The organism is Pontibacter sp. GD13, from assembly GCF_058216355.1.
Map to the genome: position 1 here is coordinate 16,248 of NZ_JBYZMQ010000014.1, position 19,667 is coordinate 35,914.

Annotated in this window: 11 protein-coding genes; 3 read left to right on the forward strand and 8 right to left on the reverse strand. The window is 50.5% G+C overall.

Features of this window, described 5'->3' with window-relative positions:
- Positions 1 to 693 (reverse strand): phosphoribosylformylglycinamidine synthase subunit PurQ, encoded by a 693-nt coding sequence (gene purQ / locus AC4BAN_RS15915; protein WP_490565404.1) that lies wholly within the window; start codon positions 691 to 693, stop codon positions 1 to 3.
- A 128-nt stretch (positions 694 to 821) separates the two neighbouring features.
- Between purQ and AC4BAN_RS15920 the strand changes: the two genes are divergently transcribed.
- The 3 genes from AC4BAN_RS15920 (at position 822) to AC4BAN_RS15930 (ending at position 4,099) form a co-directional block, all read left to right on the forward strand.
- Positions 822 to 1,700 (forward strand): YicC/YloC family endoribonuclease, encoded by an 879-nt coding sequence (locus AC4BAN_RS15920; RefSeq protein WP_490565405.1) that lies wholly within the window; start codon positions 822 to 824, stop codon positions 1,698 to 1,700.
- A gap of 478 nt (positions 1,701 to 2,178) precedes the next feature.
- Complete coding sequence (locus AC4BAN_RS15925; protein WP_490565406.1) at positions 2,179 to 2,979, forward strand: M57 family metalloprotease; 801 nt, start codon at positions 2,179 to 2,181, stop codon at positions 2,977 to 2,979.
- Positions 2,980 to 3,295: 316 nt separating this feature from the next.
- The gene (locus AC4BAN_RS15930; RefSeq protein WP_490565407.1) at positions 3,296 to 4,099 is read left to right on the forward strand and encodes a M57 family metalloprotease; all 804 of its coding nucleotides are present in this window, start codon (positions 3,296 to 3,298) and stop codon (positions 4,097 to 4,099) included.
- Positions 4,100 to 4,421: 322 nt separating this feature from the next.
- Here the strand turns inward: AC4BAN_RS15930 and AC4BAN_RS15935 are convergent, their stop codons facing one another.
- The 7 genes from AC4BAN_RS15935 to AC4BAN_RS15965 all read right to left on the reverse strand — a co-directional run bounded on the left by AC4BAN_RS15935 (position 4,422) and on the right by AC4BAN_RS15965 (position 19,664).
- Positions 4,422 to 7,070, reverse strand: coding sequence for a S8 family serine peptidase (locus tag AC4BAN_RS15935; RefSeq protein ID WP_490565408.1), 2,649 nt, complete (start codon positions 7,068 to 7,070; stop codon positions 4,422 to 4,424).
- Between the two features lie 184 nt (positions 7,071 to 7,254).
- A complete protein-coding gene (locus tag AC4BAN_RS15940; protein WP_490565409.1) occupies positions 7,255 to 8,529 on the reverse strand; it encodes a M28 family metallopeptidase in 1,275 nt (424 codons plus the stop codon).
- A gap of 19 nt (positions 8,530 to 8,548) precedes the next feature.
- The gene (locus tag AC4BAN_RS15945) at positions 8,549 to 8,923 is read right to left on the reverse strand and encodes a VanZ family protein (RefSeq protein WP_490565410.1); all 375 of its coding nucleotides are present in this window, start codon (positions 8,921 to 8,923) and stop codon (positions 8,549 to 8,551) included.
- 31 nt (positions 8,924 to 8,954) lie between these two features.
- Positions 8,955 to 9,335 (reverse strand): glycine cleavage system protein GcvH, encoded by a 381-nt coding sequence (gene gcvH / locus AC4BAN_RS15950; protein WP_490565411.1) that lies wholly within the window; start codon positions 9,333 to 9,335, stop codon positions 8,955 to 8,957.
- A gap of 59 nt (positions 9,336 to 9,394) precedes the next feature.
- Positions 9,395 to 16,570: a T9SS outer membrane translocon Sov/SprA gene (sov, locus tag AC4BAN_RS15955; protein WP_490565412.1), complete on the reverse strand. Its 7,176-nt coding sequence runs from the start codon at positions 16,568 to 16,570 to the stop codon at positions 9,395 to 9,397.
- A 229-nt stretch (positions 16,571 to 16,799) separates the two neighbouring features.
- Complete coding sequence (ruvA, locus tag AC4BAN_RS15960; protein WP_490565413.1) at positions 16,800 to 17,390, reverse strand: Holliday junction branch migration protein RuvA; 591 nt, start codon at positions 17,388 to 17,390, stop codon at positions 16,800 to 16,802.
- On the reverse strand, positions 17,391 to 19,664 hold the full coding sequence (locus AC4BAN_RS15965) for an NADP-dependent malic enzyme (protein ID WP_490565414.1): 2,274 nt from the start codon (positions 19,662 to 19,664) through the stop codon (positions 17,391 to 17,393). It abuts the gene before it with no gap.
- Positions 19,665 to 19,667 lie beyond the last annotated feature (3 nt).

Consider the following 19,667-nt stretch of genomic DNA (forward strand, 5'->3'; position numbering starts at 1 on the left):
TTAAGCGTTAACAGCCTGCATGATCGATTCAAAAATAGCGAGCCCGTCGGTATTTCCTAACTCCGGATCGACAGCGCGTTCCGGGTGTGGCATCATGCCAAATACATTTTTTCGGGCATTGCTCACACCGGCAATATTGAGTAAACTGCCGTTGCAATTATAAGCTGGCCCCATGTCACAGCTTTCACTGGCGTACTGAAACATGATCTGGTCGTTATCCTGCAATGCTTTCAGGGTATCCTCATCAGCATAATAGCGGCCCTCGCCGTGCGCGATCGGAATCTTGTAGGCTTTGTTGAGGTCTAGTTGGCTCGTGGGCAAAAGCGCCGTAGTGGCTGGTTTAATATAAACGTTGTCGCAGATAAATTTTTGGTTCACGTTGCGTAGCAGGGCACCCGGAAGCAGGCCGGCCTCAGTCAGGATTTGGAAGCCGTTGCAAATTCCCATCACATAGCCGCCGCCTTCTGCATGCTGTATAACCTCCTGCATAATAGGGGAGAAGCGTGAGATAGCCCCGGAACGCAGGTAATCGCCATAGGAAAAGCCACCAGGCAGTAAGACAAAGTCACAGCCTTGTAAGTCGTGGTCTTTGTGCCACAGCCTCACAACTTCCTGCTGAATGCCATCCCTGACAGCATCTACAAGGTCTTGGTCGCAGTTGGACCCTGGGAAAACGACTACACCAAATTTCATGCAGTAAAGTTAATAAATTTATGTTAGGCAACACTGCTTAAACAGCTAATTACCTGCATTAGTGCTGCTGCAGTCGCAAAAATGAATTTTTATAGCTATTTTGCCAACATATCATACATTTAGCGCTTATGTTGCAATCCATGACAGGCTTTGGCAGTGCACGCCTAGACTCCGAACAGTACACTATTTCTGTAGAGATCCGATCTTTAAACTCGAAAGGGATGGATTTAAGTGTGCGAACTCCGCGTTTCCTGAACGAGAAAGAGTATGAGATTCGAAACATGATTACAAAAGCCCTGGTGCGCGGCAAGGTTTCTGTTAATATAGATTACACCAAAAACAAAGCTCAGAAAGCTAAGAATAACATTAACAAAGAGCTTCTACAGGTTTATTACCAAGAGTTGAGCGTGGCGGCAGATGCGGTAGGAGCATCTAAGCAAGACCTATTTCGCCTGGCCCTGCATATGCCTGAGGTACTTCAGCAAGAACAGGAAGACGAAGCCGGTGATGCTGATTGGGAGGTTGTAAAGCCCATACTGGAGAAAGCGCTGAAAAACATCATCGCTTTCAGAGCTGACGAAGGCAAAGCCCTCACAACTGAGATCATGGCATACATTGATAAGATCAGGATCTTGTTGGCCGAGATAGAGAAGCATGACCCGGTTCGGATGGAACAAATACGGAATCGTGTAAAAGGCCACCTGACAGAAATATCGGGATCCGAGCATTTTGACAAAAACCGCTTCGAGCAGGAGATGATTTACTTTATGGAGAAGCTTGATATTGTCGAGGAGAAGGTTCGCCTGATTAACCACCTGCACTACTTTACAGAAACTGTTTACCTGCCTGAGCCAACAGGTAAAAAGCTTGGTTTTATTTCGCAAGAAATAGGGCGCGAGATAAACACCATCGGGTCCAAAGCCAACGATTCTACCATTCAACATTATGTGGTGGAAATGAAAGAAGAGTTAGAAAAAATAAAAGAGCAGATAAATAATATCTTATAATCTCAGGTTCCAGAAAAAATATATGCCGCCCTTACAGCCAACTTGAGTTGTAAGGGCGGCTTTTTTGATTGGTAATCCCGAAAAAAAAGTGATTTAACATCGGTTACCCGAAAATTTGAGATGTTACCTTTTACGTATTTAAATGGTGTTTTTTGGCTCAATTCATTTAAAATTTCAATCCTTGCGCCACTCCCCTCTAAAAAAATCCATGTTACTTTATGTGGCAAACATTCCTTTTTTTAGTGTCTGCCACACCCTACTTTTGAAACACTAAGCGATTGTAAACAAGGAGTTTAAACATTCAATTTAAAGGCCCGAGTTTAATAGTCTGCCACAATTTTCTGCTGCTATTTTATGTAGGGTCATGTATGCCAGGGTACAAGGCTTTCGGTAGCCACATTTTTCTGCCAGCCAGCTTAGGCATGCCTTTTAAGTAGTTTCTGTTTAATTATATGTTTAACCTTTATTTGTTTATTTTATGAATGTAAATCGTTTACTCGTTTTAATTGCGCTGGTTTTTACCTGCGGCTTCACTGCTTGCCAGCAGGAAGAAGAGATAGTTAACAAGGAGGAAGTATCTCAGTTAACGCTTAGCCAAATTGCCAAAATGGGCTTTAGTAACCAGAATGTGCAACGCGTGGAGGGTGGTTACCTGGTAGAAGGAGACATTTTTCTATCTGCCTCGCAGCTAAGCAGCAACGATGAGTCAAAAGCGCTGCGTGTAGGGGAAGCCGAGCAATACCGGACCAATAACCTGGTAAGTGTAGGAACAGGCCGTACAATCCGGGTAGCTATCACAACCAGTTTGCCATATTCTTATGTAGCAGCGCTGGATGAGGCTATCCGCCGATATAACGCTGAGTACTTGTATATACGTTTCCAGCGTGTATCCTCTAACTACGAGATACTATTCTCCAAAGCACCGGCTGGCTCTACTTATTTAGCCTCTGCCGGATTTCCTTCAGGTGGTAACCCCTTCAACAGTGTGAAAGTTAACTCTGATTACCTGGGCTCTGATCCTGGCACGAACTACCTTGCATCTATTTTAGCGCACGAGGCCGGCCATTGCATCGGTTTCCGTCACACGGACTACATGGATAGAAGCTACAGTTGTGGCGGATCCTACACCAACGAAGGCGCCAGCACGGTAGGCGCGATCCAGATACCGGGTACACCGGCCAGTGCTGACCCTAACTCCTGGATGTTGGCTTGTGTTGGAACTGGCGTTAACCGTCCGTTCAACTCAAATGACAGAACTGCGCTTAACTACCTTTATTAAGCCCAGTCTTTTTTTTAAGTAGGGGGGCCACTGCTAGGGGAGCAGTGGCCCCCCTTTTTGTCAGGTATCCAGCTTAGTGCCTATTTCACATAAATGAGATGTAGCTGCACTTGTTATAGTGTTGCAAGTGCAACAAAGAGGCAAATACGAGTCGTGAATTATTTTAATAGTTATAAAACATGTTTCCATATATATAAACCTTTCTAAGAAGGCAAATAGTTGGTTATACAGGTTTAAATAAATGAAAAATTGTTTGTTTGATAAGTTAAGCCTCCTTACATTTCACTTATGTCTAACTTATAATCATTAAAAAATTATGCTTACAAAACGTTTACTAGTTTACGCAGCTGTAGTAGCTGCCATGGGCTTCACTTCTTGCCAGCAGGAAGAAGAAGTGGCAAACAAAGAAGAGGCTTCTCAGGAGGTTCTTACTCAGATCAGAAGCCTGGGCTTTAGCAACCAAAATGTACAGGTAGTTGCTGGGGGTTATGTTGTGGAAGGAGATATTTTCTTGTCGCAAAGCGATTTGACTGGCGCGCACAATACTAAAGCACTTCGTGTGGGCGAAGTGGAGCAGTATCGTACCACCAACCTGGTAGCAGTATCTGGCTCAAGAGTAATTACCGTTTCTATGGACACGAAGTTGCCATCAACTTATGGCGCTTCTTTGGATGAAGCAATTGCCCGTTACAACGCAGAGAACATCAGCATCACGATGCAGCGTGTTTCTTCAGGCGGTGATATCGATATAGTTGCTGCACCAAGAAATGCACAGTACCTGGCTTCTGCTGGTTTCCCGACCTCGGCTGGCGATCCGCATAACCTGATTAAAGTAGCAACCAGATACATTGGTAACACACCAAACACCAGCTGGTTTGCCACTATCCTGGCGCACGAAATGGGCCATTGCATCGGTTTCCGTCACACGGACTACATGGATAGAAGCTACAGCTGTGGCGGATCTTACACCAACGAAGGCGCCAGCACGGTAGGTGCGATCCAGATACCGGGTACTCCGGCAGATCAGGATCCTAACTCCTGGATGTTGGCTTGTATCGGATCAGGCCAGAACCGTCCGTTCAACTCAAACGACAAAATTGCTTTGAACTACTTGTACTAGTGTTCAATCTGTCACATCAAGAAAGGCTCCCATGTTTAGGGGAGCCTTTTTTTATGCCCTGTGGTCAAGTTATCTGATAAATTTAAGTACTTAGCTTTACCCGCAGCAGAAAGGGCTCTCCTCTTAACCTTATTCCAAAGGGAGGAGGAGTCCAGAACCTACTTCGCCCATTTTAATCATCGAAGCAAATCTTGTAGGAATAATTTTAAGGTGGATTTACCAGAGCAGCCGGAAACAAAGTAAGTTGTATCCAGCAAACAGGTTCTCAGCCACAACCCAGCATTCGGCACGGTTGCCATACTTGCCTGTCTGAATAAGACCATCACAAAATGACAACCCGGGTGGAAACATGCTCCCCATTCGGAGTTCGTAAACGAAGAATGTATAAGCCTTTTGTTAGGTTTGTTGTGTCAAGTGTTTTTACCACACCAACTTCTTCTGTTTCCAAAACAAGCCTCCCAACCTGGTCGAAGAGTTGTATGAGCGCTGTGTCATGGCTGACGGCGATGGAAAGGGGCTGGCCTGCTTCCACAGGGTTAGGGTACACCTGTACATGACCTGGTTTGATAAACACTACTTCTTCTGCCTGGCTGTAATAAGTAACTCCGGCCCGTGTTTCTAACTTTATGCGGTACAGGTTGCTGCCTGCCGCTGGGCTAAGGTCCTGCAGCTTGTAAGCGAGTTGCATGCCGGGTTTAAGGGTGGTAACTGCTTTAAAAATTCCTTGCACACGGCGTTCTAAGGTAATGGAGGCAAGGTTGTAGAGGGAGCCTAGCTCCAGGTTCAGCGAAACAGTATCCGTTACGAACCTATCCGGTAAAAAGCTTTTGACATAACAACCTACTCCTTGCCTTTCGAAAGCAATGGCATCGCTGCTCAAAGCGGTTTTACCCGCCACGACAGGCACCACTGCCACGAACCCGCCGGAGGCAGCCATCATGTTTTTATCAAGTATGGCCAGGGTATCAGAAGTGGATAAGAGGGGCTCCAGATACGTTTGCCCTAAACCGTACACCTGAAAGGCACCTGCGCCCTTTAAAGCAGGCCACGAAATTAAAGTATAATCCGGGCAGTTAAAGCCAACCTGTAACTTCAAGGGGCTGCTGATGATAAATGGCGCCGATAAAACCTCCTGGGTGGACGTAAGCAGCCTGAGCTGCGCCACCGCAAAAGTGTCAGGGGGCTGCCAGGCGGCGTAGGCATCCGATAGACTTACTTCTTTAACGGGGCGCCAGTTCTGCTCTGTGGTATACCGGAACTCCAGCATCGCTTTTTCTTGGGGGTGGCCTCCTTGCCAGCGTAGCTGTGTGTTGCTGCCAGCCTGTAAACTTATACTTTGACCTGGGTATAGCCACTCCAGCGTGTTTTCATACTCATACACCAGGCTGAACTCCTGTGCTGCGCCTTGCAGTCGATACGCCTGCACCACGAGTTCGTATGTGCCGGCTTCAGGCAGGTCTATCGAGACCTGTTCTACATTGTTTATCCGGTCTATTCCTCTGCGGGCAGGCCTAAGCAATGAGTCGGGGTGTGGGTAGGTGCTTAAAACCCAGGCCTGCCAGGTGGTGCCGGTGGTGGTGTGCCTTACCAGCAGGTCCAGGTCGTTGAGCAGGGCGATGGCGGCGTTGGGCTTGGCCTCCGGGTCGTGCCACACAACGGTTGCCTTTAGCCGAAGCGTACCGGAAGGCACATTGACCGGTATAATGGCTTTACCACCCTGCGCAACCGTGCCCACCACAAAGCGATTCTGCTGTATCGATCTAATGGCCCCCAGTGCATCGGCATTTCCAAAACCTGCGGCAAAGTCCACACCCGCTGTGCCTGCATCGTCGGCGCTGTTTAGCAGTGCTGCTTTTACCAGGGCTGCAGGCGGTAACACTCCGGCATGCTCCATTTTGTAGGCCTGCTGCACCAGGGCGGCTATACCCGATACAACAGCTGCCGCCTCCGAAGTTCCTCCTTTTCCGAAAGCCACCATTTCGGGCTTTATCCTGCCATCGTATGCAGGCCCTCGTGAGCTTTGCAGGCCAACTTTGCCATCTGCTTCCAGGGCACCGACAGACAAGGTGTTTTTCGAGTTCTTAAACTGACCCGTTAAATTGGCAAAGCCGGGCAGGTTGGCGTAGGTGCCCACTGCATCGGCCATATTTCCGCTGTTGCCAGAAGAAAACACATGAAGCAGCTGCGGGTTCATGTAGGTTTGCTGGTCGTAGGCTGCGGCTTCCAGGCCGTAATAGTTCTCGATGCCCACCCCGTAAGAATGATTCTGAACACCAATGCCTTGCGAGAGTAGTGTGCTGCTGTTATCGGGCAATAATTCTTTGAAGTCGGATGAGGCCAGCAAGATCCTGTGTGCAATTCCTTTCCCTTTTGGCCCCGAGTTTCCTGCCCCTCCAATGATGGTAGCCATGGTGGTGGCATGCACCGTGTATTCCTTAGCCATTGTGGCAGGCGAAAGGATGCGTGCCCTGAGGTCGATGTCTTCCGGGTTAAAGGCTCCTTCCTTGATGGAGACGGCCATGTCTGCCCCGTTTAAGGAAGGGTATTGGCCCTGCACTGCCGGAATGTTGTTCGCCACAAAGTCGGCATCCTTTAGCTTAAGTTCCTCTTGCGGGGTGCGGTTCCCGCGGTCAATAAACGTGACAAATGGGGCAGATAGAAGTTGCGTTAGTTTGGCCTTGGTAAGGTCGGAAAGCTCGTAGGTGTTTTTATGCCCTTTCACAGGCCTCGCTACGGTTTCCGGAGTCTGCTGCAGCCAGGCTTGAAAGGCAGTTTCGCTCTGTACTTTTACGCGATACGAACCGGTGCCGCCGAGCTGCAAAGCGCGGTGTGCCGGGGGGGAGAGTTTTTGTAGCAACTGGTGGCTTATTTCCTGGGTGGGCTGCTGCGCGCGCAGGTTTACAGGTAAAAAACCTTGTAACCCTGCCAACAGGAAAAGCAGGCTACAGCAGTACCTAGAAGCGTTTGCCATTGTAAGATCGGAATAAGCTTTTTTCGGGAAATGAGAATGTAATGTAAAGCTAAAACTAAAGATTTGAATTCAGTTTGGCAACAGTACTTTGTTGCATCGCACAATAAATTTTAACGGTGCGCCTGCTTCTGAGGGGTGCATTGCTGCAGGGAAGGAGAAATAGCAGAAAAAGAGAGAATGGCGGTTAAGGTGACTGCAATTCTTTGGCAAAATCCAGGAGCAGGCGATATACCTCCGGGAACCTGGAGAGGGGCAGCTGGCGGGCATAGTCCTGGGTATTGTGGTAAGCTGCGGTGCCTCCCAAAGTGTAGAAAAAGAAGGCGGGCACCTGCTGTTCAGAAAAAGGATAGTGATCAGAGTTAGCGGCTTTGCCCCGGCTCTTTAGCTGCGGCAAATAGTTGTGCTGTGCGTTCAGGCTATCCAGCAGGCAGAACTCCCGCGGGTGAATCTTCCCATTCACCACCATCAAGCCGGCATCGCCTGTGCCCAGCAGGTCCAGGTTCAGCAGAAACCGTATTTGCAGGAGTGGGAAAACAGGATGCTCTACGTAATGGAAAGAACCCAGCAAACCTGCCTCCTCGGCAGCAAAACCCATGAAGGCGATGCTATACCTGGGCCTGTTTTCCGGTTTGCTGTAGTAGGCGGCCAGTTCCAGCAGCATGGCCGTGCCGCTGGCATTGTCGTTTGCCCCCGGAAAGTATAGGCCTTTGCCCTGCCCTCCCAAATGGTCGTAATGAGCCGAGAAAACCAGGAAGGAGTCTGGTTGCGCACTACCCGCTATGTAGGCTAGCACATTGTGCGCCTCGTGTTGCGGATTTAGCTTAGCTTTAACACTATACCGGACCTCCCGGGCATCAGGCGGCCAGGCGCTTGCAAGCACCTCCAGAACCGGGGAAGGGCCTTGGCTATGTGCTACGGATGTGAGCAGTGCGTTTGGCTGCAGTATGATATGCAGTTTAGCCTTTTGTATTTTTTGTTGGTGGCCTGGCGACAGTTCAGCCAGGCGCTTCGCATCCTGCTGGCGGTAAACCAGTGCTTTTGTCGCCAGGTTGCCGGAAAAAAATTTGCGGGCCGCTGACTGGCTGGTAAATACTGCGGTGTCCAGCACAACTAAATTGGCCTTGCCACTGCCTGAACCTGAGGAAGCGTTAGCTACAAAATCCCTGCCGGGTATTAAGGGTTTGCCGTTTACCTGCAAAAGGGGAGTTGCTACAATGGTGTTTACCGGAAAACGAAAGCTCTGGAAGTAATTCTCACCCAGGGGTTTAAGGCCCATTGCTTTAAACCTGCCCTGCAGGTAAGCGGCTGTTTTAGAATCGCCTTCGTAAATATACCCACGGCCATGGAAAAAGGGAGAGGTAAGCGTATCGATGGTTTGGCGTACCCGCTGCATATTCTGGGCAAAGGCAGCAGGCAGGAGCAGGGTAAAGAAAAGCAGGAAAGTATAAACGCGCTTCATCCTTTTACAGTAAGCCGTTCTACCAAATATAAACCCATTTAAAAAGTAGGATGCCTACCAGGCACCCAGTGGTGTTTGCCAGCACGTCAATAATATCACCCTGTCGACCATAGATAAAAAAATGTTGCAGTAGTTCGATGGAGATTCCAAACATGGTGCTTATTAGAAAGCTGGATCTAATCGCAAAATGCCTGAGCTTGAGGTAGGTAAACTGCTTGGTTAGTCCCACGATCATCAGAAAGGTAAGTCCGCAGAATAAGAACGCGTGCGCAAACGAGTCGAAAGAGAAAAGTTCCCAGATCGAAAGCGGCGGCATAGAGGTAGAGGGCAGCAATGTTGCCAACAGGATCATTGCTGCCCAAAGTATGGTAAATAGGTTAAAGCGTAAGATCACTACCTATTTGGTTTTTTTTGAAGCATTAGAATTACTGGCCGATCAGCTCTTTGTAGGCATCTACTGAGAGTAGGCCCGCTACCTGGCTGTTGTCGCTAACTGACATTTTGATGATCCAGCCATCACCATAAGGATCGGAGTTTACCAGTTCAGGGTTGCTTTCCAGTTTGTCGTTAAACGCAAGTACGGTGCCGCTCAAAGGGCTGAACAGGTCGGATACGGTTTTCACGGCCTCCACGGTTCCAAAAACTTCTTCCTGGCTCACTTCTTTATCCACCGTGTCGATGTCTACATAAACGATGTCGCCAAGCTCGCCCTGCGCAAAGTCAGTGATGCCTACAAAAGCTACGTCACCCTCAATGCGTATCCACTCGTGATCCTTGGTATACTTTAGGTTTTCTGGTAAGTTCATTTATTTCTCTGGTTAAGATTACTGTTCAAAAATACGCCCTTTTTCGCAATGCCAAAAGTTTATTGCAAACTAACTCGCAATTGAACGCCGCCTTCTGTCATGCTGTTTCGGAACGAAGTAGAAATCTTAGGATCGGACACGGTGCGCAGCACATAGAACTGCAGGTTCACCCGTTGGCTCAGCACATAGTCTACGGTTGGGCGTAGCTGTAACTGGCGGGTGCCGTTGGTTATCTGGTTCTGGCTCCTTTCTATGCCTTGGTCATCGGTGGCGATGGCACGCTGCACGGTCTGGTTGTCCCGTACCGAGAAATCCAGGCGCATGGTCAGTTCATTGTCCAGCACGCGGCGCTGGCCGGCGATCTTGAACGGTATCCGGAAATTGCTGGTACTGTAACCAAAGCCCACCACATAGTCTTTCACATTGGTTTCCGTTACCTGGGCATTGGTAAGGTTAAGCGACAGGTTGCGTTCAATCTTATATTCGATACGGCCCGTGAAGTTTGTCTTGGTCCGGAAGTTTATGCCCAGCAAAGGAGCCAGCCTCTCGGCCACGGTTAATTGGTTTACAATGTAATAGGGCACTAACTGGCCGAAATTGTTCTTCTCCGTCGGGAATCCGGCGGGCTCGCGGTCATAAGCCAGCGATGTGGTAAAGCTGGTAACGTTATAGCTGGAGTTATAGGCATGGGTGATGTTTACCTGGCTGAACCATTTCTGGAAAAAAGGAAGCTGCGACAGGCCGTTGTAGTCCAGGCGCCAGTTCGGGATGGGCAGGCGCTTGAACGGATTATCCGGCGCTGCTTTGTAGCCGTTTATGTCTCTGCCCTGGTAGGCGTACAGGAACGACTTGAGGAGCACTTCCTGCGAGTTGAGCGTGTAGCCCGAGTCGCCGGCTGCCGCGTTTACAGCAGAAAGCTTTTCCCGTACCGCATAGCGGTTCCGGATAAAATTATCGAAGGCCTCGGATGTGCCCGCGCCCGAGGACTCAAACAAAGTGCCAATAGCCAGGAAAGAGGTACTGAAGGCGCCCGTGTTAAACGGGTTTTGCCGTTGGTCGGTAACACCTACTTCACCAAAGTCGTCAAACTCTTTCCGGTAGAATATCTCCTCGATCACAGACTTGGTGCGGCGCGCATCTAACTGCACGTTAAAGCTCCTGAAAGGCTCCAGGTTCGCGCGGCCTGTAAAGGTCTCCGTCAGGATAGAACTCAACGGCGTGTTCAGGTACTGGCTGCTGTCTGTGTACCAGCCATTGTCGCGGGCCTTAAAGTATAGCTCGTCCAGGTCGTATTGTTTGCCCAGAATAAAGGGCAGACCCGGGGCATCAAAGCCATCATCAAACCCAAAGAGCTTTGTTTTAGGCAGGTAGCCCGGCAGCAAAGTTCCCCGGTTCTCCAGGTAGGTAAAGTTAATGGAGCGGGTCATCATCAGCACTTGGGCCAGGCCTTTCACAAACTTCATCTCCGACGCGGGCCTCTGCGCCTGGGCAGTAGCAGTAGTGTCGTTTGGAAGCTGGGCAAGGGGCTTTCCGACTGGCACAGGCGAGTTCACCGCTTTCAGGAATTTCACCTTGTTGTACAGCTTCACCATGTCAAACTTTCCATTCAGGCTAAACTCGCTGTTATTTTCTACAGTGTTGCCCAACTGGAAGTCGGCTTCCTGATTCAGGGCCGTCGATCCGGCTGTCCAAATGTAAGTAACGGCGTAGCGTGTTTCCGCGCCCACCCAGTCCACTAACGGGAACTTGTCGAGCGGCAGTTTGTAGTTGAGCGCCACCAACTGGTTAAAGTTGGTGTTACGGCCAAAGTCTTTCAGGTTATCCCAGATAACTTTATTCTTATAAGCCAAAGAGTCGATGTCGTGATTAATCCTGTTATCCGGTTCATCAATCACGGCGCGGTTAGTAGCTGTGTAATCCAGCGACAGGCTTTTGCTTAAATCCCACTTCAGGTCATAGATGCGGTTAAAGTAAAAATACTTCTGGAACGTAGGGGCCAGGCCCCGCGTGGTGATTAAACCTGTCTCCGGATCCCGTCGCTGTAAAAACGTCTCGTTGTAGTGGCGGTCCAGGTCGGCCCGGAATGCAAAGCTGCTGGGTAACGGTGTAAAGTTAAGGTCTTTGATCAGGCGCAGGTAAGGCGATTTAAAGCCCTCACTCTTGGCGAAAGGAGCATAATTTTTTGGGACGGCCGTATAGTTGTAAGCCACAGCGCCATTATAGGTCTTGGTGAAGTCCCGGTCTGTTTCGATGTTTGTAAACACGCGCTCGGCATAAGAGTAGGAGAAGGAAAGGTTCTCGATGTCGTAAAGCCTTACCTTATCCTCAGGGTCAGTGCGTTCCTTGCGCACGTTTAACAAACTGATGCTTTTTCGGGTCTCACGGGTGGTTACTTCCTGGCGGTATTCCTTCTGTTCCTGTTTTGAATCGAATCTTGTCAACGATTCTTCCAGCAGCACATCCTTGTCGAGCGGGTCAAACTGTGGTTCGCTGACCATGGTGCCGTACTGCACCGACAGCGGTACCCTGATTCCCAGTTTCTCGGGCAGGAACTTGTCGGCTACCACGTTGGCACTAACATCAAAGAGGGCGGTGTTCTCCCGAGACCGCTGGGCAATTTTCTGCTGCAGGCCTCCAAAGCCTACGGTGGTATAAGCGCCGGTGGCCGTGATATTGGCAAAGTCGGCTAGTTTGGTGTTGAGCCTGGCGTTGGTTGCCCATCCCGACTGGTTTCTGAAATCGGTTACGCGCAGCTCATCCACCCACATACACAAGGAGTGCGGCTGGCTGTCGTTGCTCGGGTTGCGGATACCGATCATAATGCCCTGCACCTCGCTGAAGTCCGGGTTGCCCACCACCCGAATCGTCTTTCCGTTCACGGTTACCTCAAAAGGGCGGAAGCGGTCAAAATTAGGGTTTAGGTTCCGTTGAACTTTGGCGTCCACAAAGTCTTCCAGGGCGATATCGATCTGGTTCCCCACCGGCCATATCGCTTCAGGGGCTGTGCTGCCCCGAGGCGTTATCTCCAGCGGAACCACATACTCATAGTAGTTCTGGGTAAAGTCAGTTCCTATTCGGATGAAGGCCTGCATCTCACCGTCACGCAAGCCTGGGTCGGGGCTCTGGGCGTGTAGATACATTTTCAGGCGCTTGTAGATCAGCATGTCCAGGGAGATGTTCTTGTAAACAGCCTTGGAGAAGGAGTCTTTCAACTCTTCCACGCACAGTTGCAGCGACTGCTCATTCTGGCGGCGATCGTTGGTGGAGGCGTAGTCGCGGAGGCGCTGGATGCCCGGGGGCACCACGTAAGGTATTTCCCCTTCCACGGCCTGTCCGTTTTCCTCGATGTTAACGGTGGAGATGGTAAACGATTTAGCATCGTTAGTACAAGTCAGGCAGGGATTGCCGTCGGTGAGCGGTTGCACGTACTGGCGCCACTGGTTTGCCACAAACTGGAACTGCACAAAGCGGAGCACCACCGGATCGGCAAAGTCGGTCATGTACATGCGCATAAACCGGATCGACTTAAAACCGTTGATGTTACCTACGGTGCCCGTTGGCTGGCGCACCGGGATGCGGAACTGGTACCAGGTTACTGCCTGTCCGTTCACGTTGTTCTGTACGGCATCCACAATGTAGTTCTGCCCTACATTTAACTGCCCTGGCTGCAGGTTTACCTTGTACTCATAATACTGCTCAACATCGTTAATCACGTTGTCTTTGTTAAGGTCCTCTTTATCGGGGAAGGCATAATTAGAAAAGCGGCTATTCTCCGGTGAGTTGTTCTCCATGCCGTTAAAGTTCTTGTAACGGGCCAGTATGCCGGCATTCTGGCCATCGTAAGCCGGGTCCAGGTGGTGCAGGAAGTTATCGGCAGAAGGGTCGTCGAGAACTGTTTGCGGTGGTGTGCCTGGTATTAGGTTCAGGAAGGAGTTCTGGAAGTAGCTACGTTCGTCGGCATCATTCAAGCCATCCAGGCCGATATCCTGAAACTGACGTGCCCCCGGCACTCCGGAAAAAGCATCTGTCAGGAACTGCTGTGTTGTGATGCGGCCCCAGATAGTCTGCTGGATATTCTGCAGGTTATCTCCCGAGGTTGGTAATCCATTCTCAAAGGCGTACAGGTTGTCTTTCAGGATGTCTTCAGACACGCTGCCCAGGTTCAGCACCAGGTCGCCCCCTGCGTTGCTGTTAACCGGGTTGCCCTGTGCATCTTTTCTGCCGTTTGGCCCTGTCAGGAAGGGGTCCATCAGCCAAAACTCAATGTACTCGATGTTGGCATTGTCAAAGTCGGTGTCAAAGGAGATGTCGCGGCTAATACCGCCCCAGTTCTGGCGCGGATCTCCGGCCAGGCGGCCTTGCGGGGTTAAGTTCGGGTTATAGTTATACTGCCCCCGGTCGGATGGGTAATAGGCCAGGTCAAAAGTATATTCAAAAGTGTTCGAAATCTCAGGGTCACGGCCCGGGAAGACTTCGTTTCGGCGTACCCCTCTTACATAATGGTTCTGGAGTTCTTCTTTGGTGATGTTCTTGGGCCTAATGCCATCTGAGTCGCGGTAAAATATCTGGTCTATGGTGTACCAGGCTAATTTGGCGCGGTTGTAGGAGTAAGCCAGGCCGGCACCGGGAATCAAGGGGGTAGGTGTGGCGGCTAACCTCCAGCTCGAATTGTTAAAGCCCCCCAGGCTATAGGGCGTCTCGGCCCCTTCAAAATCATCAATATAAGAGGCGCCGTCTTCGTTCACCGCCGATTTAGTGTTGGCAGGAACAAGCTGCGCAAACTCACCGCTGAAAGATACCAGCGAGGGCACCTTGGTTTGGATTAGCGGTATGGCATCTGTCATTTTGGTCAGAAAACGCGACTCTTTCTGCACGTTCACATCAAAGCCGTAAATGGTGTTATTGGTCGGCTCGTCGCCTATACTTACGCGGTTAATGTAGGGCTGCTCACTTAGGTGCAGCACTGTGGCCCCCAGGTTCACATCCTCGTTCAACCGATAATCGAAGCGGGCCCCTAGCAAAGCGCGGGGCTGAATGTTAAGCAGTTCGGCTTTCTCGTACGTGACCCGCAGGTCGCTGGCAGAGCTGATGTAGCTGGGGTTCAGTATTTTGATGCGGCCCAGGTCGTAAAACACCTGGTAGTCTGTACCCTCCAGCAACCTGGTGCCGCCAGAGTATACTGCCACCGAACCTTCGGCAATCCTGAAACCCGGAAGTATGATCTCATCCGTTGAGGTTGCCTGAAAGCGCCCTTTCAGAAAGAATTTGGCTTTTACACTGTTCTGCTGGGCATCTGTCTGGGTTTGGTCATAGAGTTCCTGAAACACATACCGATCGATCAGCTCGGGCCTGCCGGCAAGTTTCTGGGCCAGGTAATCGCCAAAAGGCTCCACCTCCGGGAAGAAGATGCGACCAGTCTCAGGGTCCACTGTAATGCCCGGTAGAAAATCGAAATTGCCGTCGCTTGGCTTGTCGTTGTTTGAGTTTACGTTATCCAGGTTCAGCACCTCTACCAGCGGTACGTTCTGGATGGGGCTGGGCTCTTTTAAGCTGGTAATGTCTACTCCGGTCTCATCGTCTTTGTAAATTACCTGTAGCTGAAAATTCTGGCGGTTTAGCTGCGTGGCGTCCAGGCTATACACGTTCTTCATCATCAGATCCCAAGTGGGGTAATCCAGGGATGGGTTGGTGGCGCGAAGCAATTTCATCTGGATCACCTTTTGGTCATCCAGGTTCTGATAATCATCTATGAGCTCCCCTACCTGGTAGGTTTTGCCATTATAAGTGTACTCAAAAGCTACGCCCAGCACCTGATCGGGCAGGAGGGCGGTACTAAGGGAGATATATCCTAGTTGCGGATTGAATTTATACTCGCGCGGGTCCATCTTTCGGGCCCGAACGTGCTCAAAGTCAATGCCTTTCTGCAAGCCACGGGCCCGCAAGTACTCATCCACTTTTGTGTTATCGCGTGCAGTGGAATTTGTCAGGATACTGTAAAGTGAGTTTGCGTCATTGTCGGCAGGGGCGGTTGGGGGGCGCCCCTTTTCAAACTGGTCGCGGTAAGGGTCGGCTTCGGCCAGGTCCATGTAGGCCACCATGTTGCGCAGGTTCTCGGTAGAGCGGTTGTTATTAGTCACGTACAGCTCCAGTCGTCGGATTACGATGCCTGAGTTTACCAGCGGCAACTTGGCCAGGGCCTGGTTATAGCGGTCGCGGAAAAACTGAGCAAGAAAGAAATGGCGGTCCTTGTCGTATTGGTCTACCCGAATCAGAAAAGGCTTGTTCTGGGCGCCATTCTGGATCACCACTTCGTCGTTGCGCCCGCGCACGTTGGAGGCGATGGTGGTAACGCCCAGGCGGCCAAACTGCAGTTGGGTTTTAATGCCGAACAGGTTCTGGGCACCTGATATAAGGGAGTTATTTAGGGGCAGGCTAACATTTCCAGCCTCTATTTTCCGGATGATCTCTTCCTCATACCCGGTGTAGTCCAGCTTCATGTTGTTCTCGAAGTCGAAGTTGGCGTTGTTATCCCAGTTAAAGTTGATGCGCATTTTCTCCCCGATCTTGCCTACCAGGTTCAAAGAGATGTTCTGATCGAAGTCGAAGTCGCCGGTGCGCTGCTGGCGGAGCGGTATAGTGGGGTTCTGGTTGCGGTTAAAGCGCGCGCCGAATTTGAGGGAGATATTGCCGTTTGGCTGTATATCCACATAGTTTCCGCCAAAAATACGGTCAAACACCGGGCTGATGTAAATCTTAGGGATCAGGCGGTTGCTGCTCACCACGCTCTCCCCGTCGAGGCCAGCTGATTTTGCGCGCCAGTAGCTACGGATGGCTTCCCGCTGCTGCCACTCCGAGTACTGCTGCATCGTCATGGCGGAAGGTGGCCGGTAGTTGATATCGCCCAGGGTTTCCGTAATGTTGTACTGTTGCAGGCTGTCGTCAAGCTCTACGTTCAGCTTGAGGTTGTTTGGTTGCCCCAGCAGCAACGGGGATGCGGAGGAACGGGTACTGAAAGGATTTCCCCTGCGGTCGCGAGGCACAAAGGTGGGCCTGCGGCTTGGGATATAGGCCGTGTCTTTTTTAACGGTGTCCTGCCTGGCCAGCAGGTTTTGGAGAATAGTGAAGCTAATTCTGGTCCGCGAGCGCACCTCTTCCGCCTGGGACCACCAGGCCAGCATAGAGATAGCAGCAACCGTAACCAGCAGCAGGTTGTTTTTTTTACTTTTCCAGATCAAATTGGGTAGAATCTATTTAGATCATGTTTTACGTTTATGTTTCAGGCTGCATGGTGTCCATAAATTCTCTGTTCCTTAACATTTTGGGAAACCTGCCGTTACCTTTCCCTGAAAAGATCGGACGAAGCCATCATCCTTGCCTCACCACGCGGCTATAACGCGCCAAAAAGGTTTCGTCAGCGTCTTTTATGGTCAATTCTCACTCCCTGAAACGAAATTTAAACAAGTTCTAAGATGACTTTAACGCGAACTTTATCAGTTCTTCCACATTCAGGCCATTGCCCTCTCTTTTGATGATATTGTCCAACGTTTTTTCGGCTACATTTTTTGCGAAACCGAGCGTAACTAAAGCTGATAACGCTTCTGCTCTGTTTGTATTGTATGCAGCAGAAGGTGCCGAGCTATCCGTAAGCAATACCTCTTTCTTTAATTTATCCTTTAACTCCAATATAATACGCTGGGCTGTTTTAGCCCCAATTCCTTTCACATTCTGAATCGTGCGCACATCCTCGCGCACGATTGCCTGCTGCACCTCTTCCACCGAAAGGGAAGACAGGATCATGAGGCCCGTATTGGGACCCACGCCTGAGATAGATATTAAGTGAAGGAAGGCCTCTTTTTCTGCCACAGTGGTAAAACCGTAGAGGGTGTGCGCATCCTCCTTAATATTTAAGTAGGTGTATAGCTTACAACGCTCTCCGGTTGGTAGCGAAGAATACGTGCTCAGCGAGATTTTGATTTGGTAACCCAGGCCATTGATGTCAATTATAACATACGTCGGGTCTTTATGCGCGAGTTTACCATCAATATAGGCTATCATCTATATATGTTGATTGTTATAATTCTGTGCATCTACAACAGCTATTGCCACCATATTTATAATTTCACGTATTGAGCTGCCCAACTGCAAAATATGCACCGGCTTGCGCATCCCCATCAGGATTGGACCAATGGCCTCAGCCCCGCCGATTTCCTGAAGCACCTTATATGCCACGTTGCCAGAGGCCAGTGTAGGGAACACAAGGGTGTTTGCCCCCTTTTCTGCCAATTCGCTAAATGGGTAGTGCTCGCGTAGTAACTGACGGTTCAGCGCTGTATTTGCCTGCATTTCACCATCAATCAACAGGTTAGGATATCTTTCTTTCGCTTTGCGCACCGCTTCGGCCGCTTTATTGGGTATATCCCCCATCACAGAGCCAAAGTTTGAGTACGACAGCATGGCTATGCGCGGTTCAGTGTCGAAGAAACGTACCGTGCGGGCGGTCAGGCCAATGATATCCACCAGTTCGTCGGCGGTCGGGTTCACGTTTACAGTGGTATCAGCAAAAAAGTATGGCTCTTTTTTATTGAGGATGATGTACATGCCCGCCACCTTGTTAATGCCTTCCTCCACACCAACTACTTGTAGCGCTGGGGCAATGGTTTTAGAATAGTCGCGGGTAAGGCCGGAGATCAGGGCGTCTGCCTCGCCGGTATTCAACATCATGCTGCCAAAATAGTTGCGATCGCGCATCAGGCGCCTTGCATCAAAAAGGGTCAGGCCCTTGCGCTTACGCTTCTCATACAGCAAGTGCGCGTATTCTTCCCGCTTCTCGTCTTCCTCGAAGGTGTCGATGATCCGCACTCCATCCAGGTCGAGGTTGTTTTCCTCGATGATGGCCTGGATACGCTTCCGGTTACCCAACAGGATGGGGTGGGCGATACGCTGGTCGTTAACCGTTTGGGCTGCTTTCAGAATCTTGTAATGATCCGCCTCTGCGAAAACAACCGTTTTCGGGTTCTTCTTCGCCTGGTTGGTGATACGGGTCATCAGCTTCTGGTCTGCACCGATGCGCTCCTGCAGCTCCTGCTCGTACAGCTCCCAGTTCGTGATCGGCAAGCGGGCAACGCCGCTGTCCATGGCTGCTTTCGCCACCGCCGGCGATACAGTCGTGATCAGGCGTGGGTCCAGGGGTTTAGGGATCAGGTAAAAGCGCCCGAAGGCGATGGTATTGTCTCCGTAGGCCTTGTGCACCATCTCGGGCACGGTTTCTTTGGCCAGGTCTGCCAGTGCCCGCACGGCAGCCAGCTTCATGGCCTCATTTATTTCTTTTGCGCGCACGTCCAGCGCCCCTCTGAAAATGTAGGGGAAGCCCAGCACATTGTTTACCTGGTTCGGATGGTCGGAGCGGCCGGTAGCCATGATCAGGTCTTCGCGGGTGGCCATGGCGGTGTCGTAGGCAATCTCAGGGTCGGGGTTTGCCAGCGCGAAAATGATGGGGTCGTTGGCCATAAGTTTCACGTATTCGGCGGGTAGCACATTGCCAGCCGACAAGCCTACGAAAACATCGGCGTCGCGCATGGCGTCTTCCAGGGTGTCTACCTTTCGCATGGTTACAAACTGGGCTTTGTATATGTCCAGATCGTTTCGCTCCGGGCGTATAATGCCTTCTTTATCCAGCATGACAATGTTATCCATCTTCACACCCAGGGCCACGTAAAGCTTGGCGCAGGCAATGGCCGCGGCACCAGCCCCGTTCATAACCATGCGTATCTCCTCTATCTTTTTGCCGGTTATCTCCAGGGCATTTAAGAGTGCCGCCGCCGAGATGATGGCCGTCCCGTGCTGATCATCGTGCATCAGCGGAATCGTCATCTGTTCCTTCAAGGCGTTCTCGATTTTAAAGCTCTCCGGGGCCTTTATGTCTTCCAGGTTAATGCCGCCAAAAGTAGGCTCCAGCGATTTTACGATCCGTATGAACTCTTCCGGGTCAGAACAGTCTATCTCAATGTCGAAAACATCGATGCCCGCAAATTTTTTGAACAGCACACCCTTGCCCTCCATCACCGGCTTTGAAGCGTCTGGCCCGATGTTGCCGAGCCCCAAAACGGCAGTGCCGTTAGAGATCACGCCTACCAGGTTCCCCTTTGCCGTGTACTTGTACACGTTGTCTTTGTCGGCGTGAATTTCCTTACACGGCTCGGCAACGCCAGGAGAGTAGGCGAGGGCAAGATCGTGCTGTGTGCTCAGCATTTTGGTTGGCACCACTTCTATTTTGCCGGGTTGCCCCTGCGAATGGTAATTTAAGGCGTCTTCTCTATTTACTTTGATCATTTT

Bases quoted from the DNA above. Each gene is read 5' to 3' on its own strand.
- purQ (WP_490565404.1), bottom strand. From the start codon at position 693: ATGAAATTTGGTGTAGTCGTTTTCCCAGGGTCCAACTGCGACCAAGAC.
- AC4BAN_RS15920 (WP_490565405.1), top strand. From the start codon at position 822: ATGTTGCAATCCATGACAGGCTTTGGCAGTGCACGCCTAGACTCCGAA.
- AC4BAN_RS15925 (WP_490565406.1), top strand. From the start codon at position 2,179: ATGAATGTAAATCGTTTACTCGTTTTAATTGCGCTGGTTTTTACCTGC.
- AC4BAN_RS15930 (WP_490565407.1), top strand. From the start codon at position 3,296: ATGCTTACAAAACGTTTACTAGTTTACGCAGCTGTAGTAGCTGCCATG.
- AC4BAN_RS15935 (WP_490565408.1), bottom strand. From the start codon at position 7,070: ATGGCAAACGCTTCTAGGTACTGCTGTAGCCTGCTTTTCCTGTTGGCA.
- AC4BAN_RS15940 (WP_490565409.1), bottom strand. From the start codon at position 8,529: ATGAAGCGCGTTTATACTTTCCTGCTTTTCTTTACCCTGCTCCTGCCT.
- gcvH (WP_490565411.1), bottom strand. From the start codon at position 9,335: ATGAACTTACCAGAAAACCTAAAGTATACCAAGGATCACGAGTGGATA.
- ruvA (WP_490565413.1), bottom strand. From the start codon at position 17,390: ATGATAGCCTATATTGATGGTAAACTCGCGCATAAAGACCCGACGTAT.
- AC4BAN_RS15965 (WP_490565414.1), bottom strand. From the start codon at position 19,664: ATGATCAAAGTAAATAGAGAAGACGCCTTAAATTACCATTCGCAGGGG.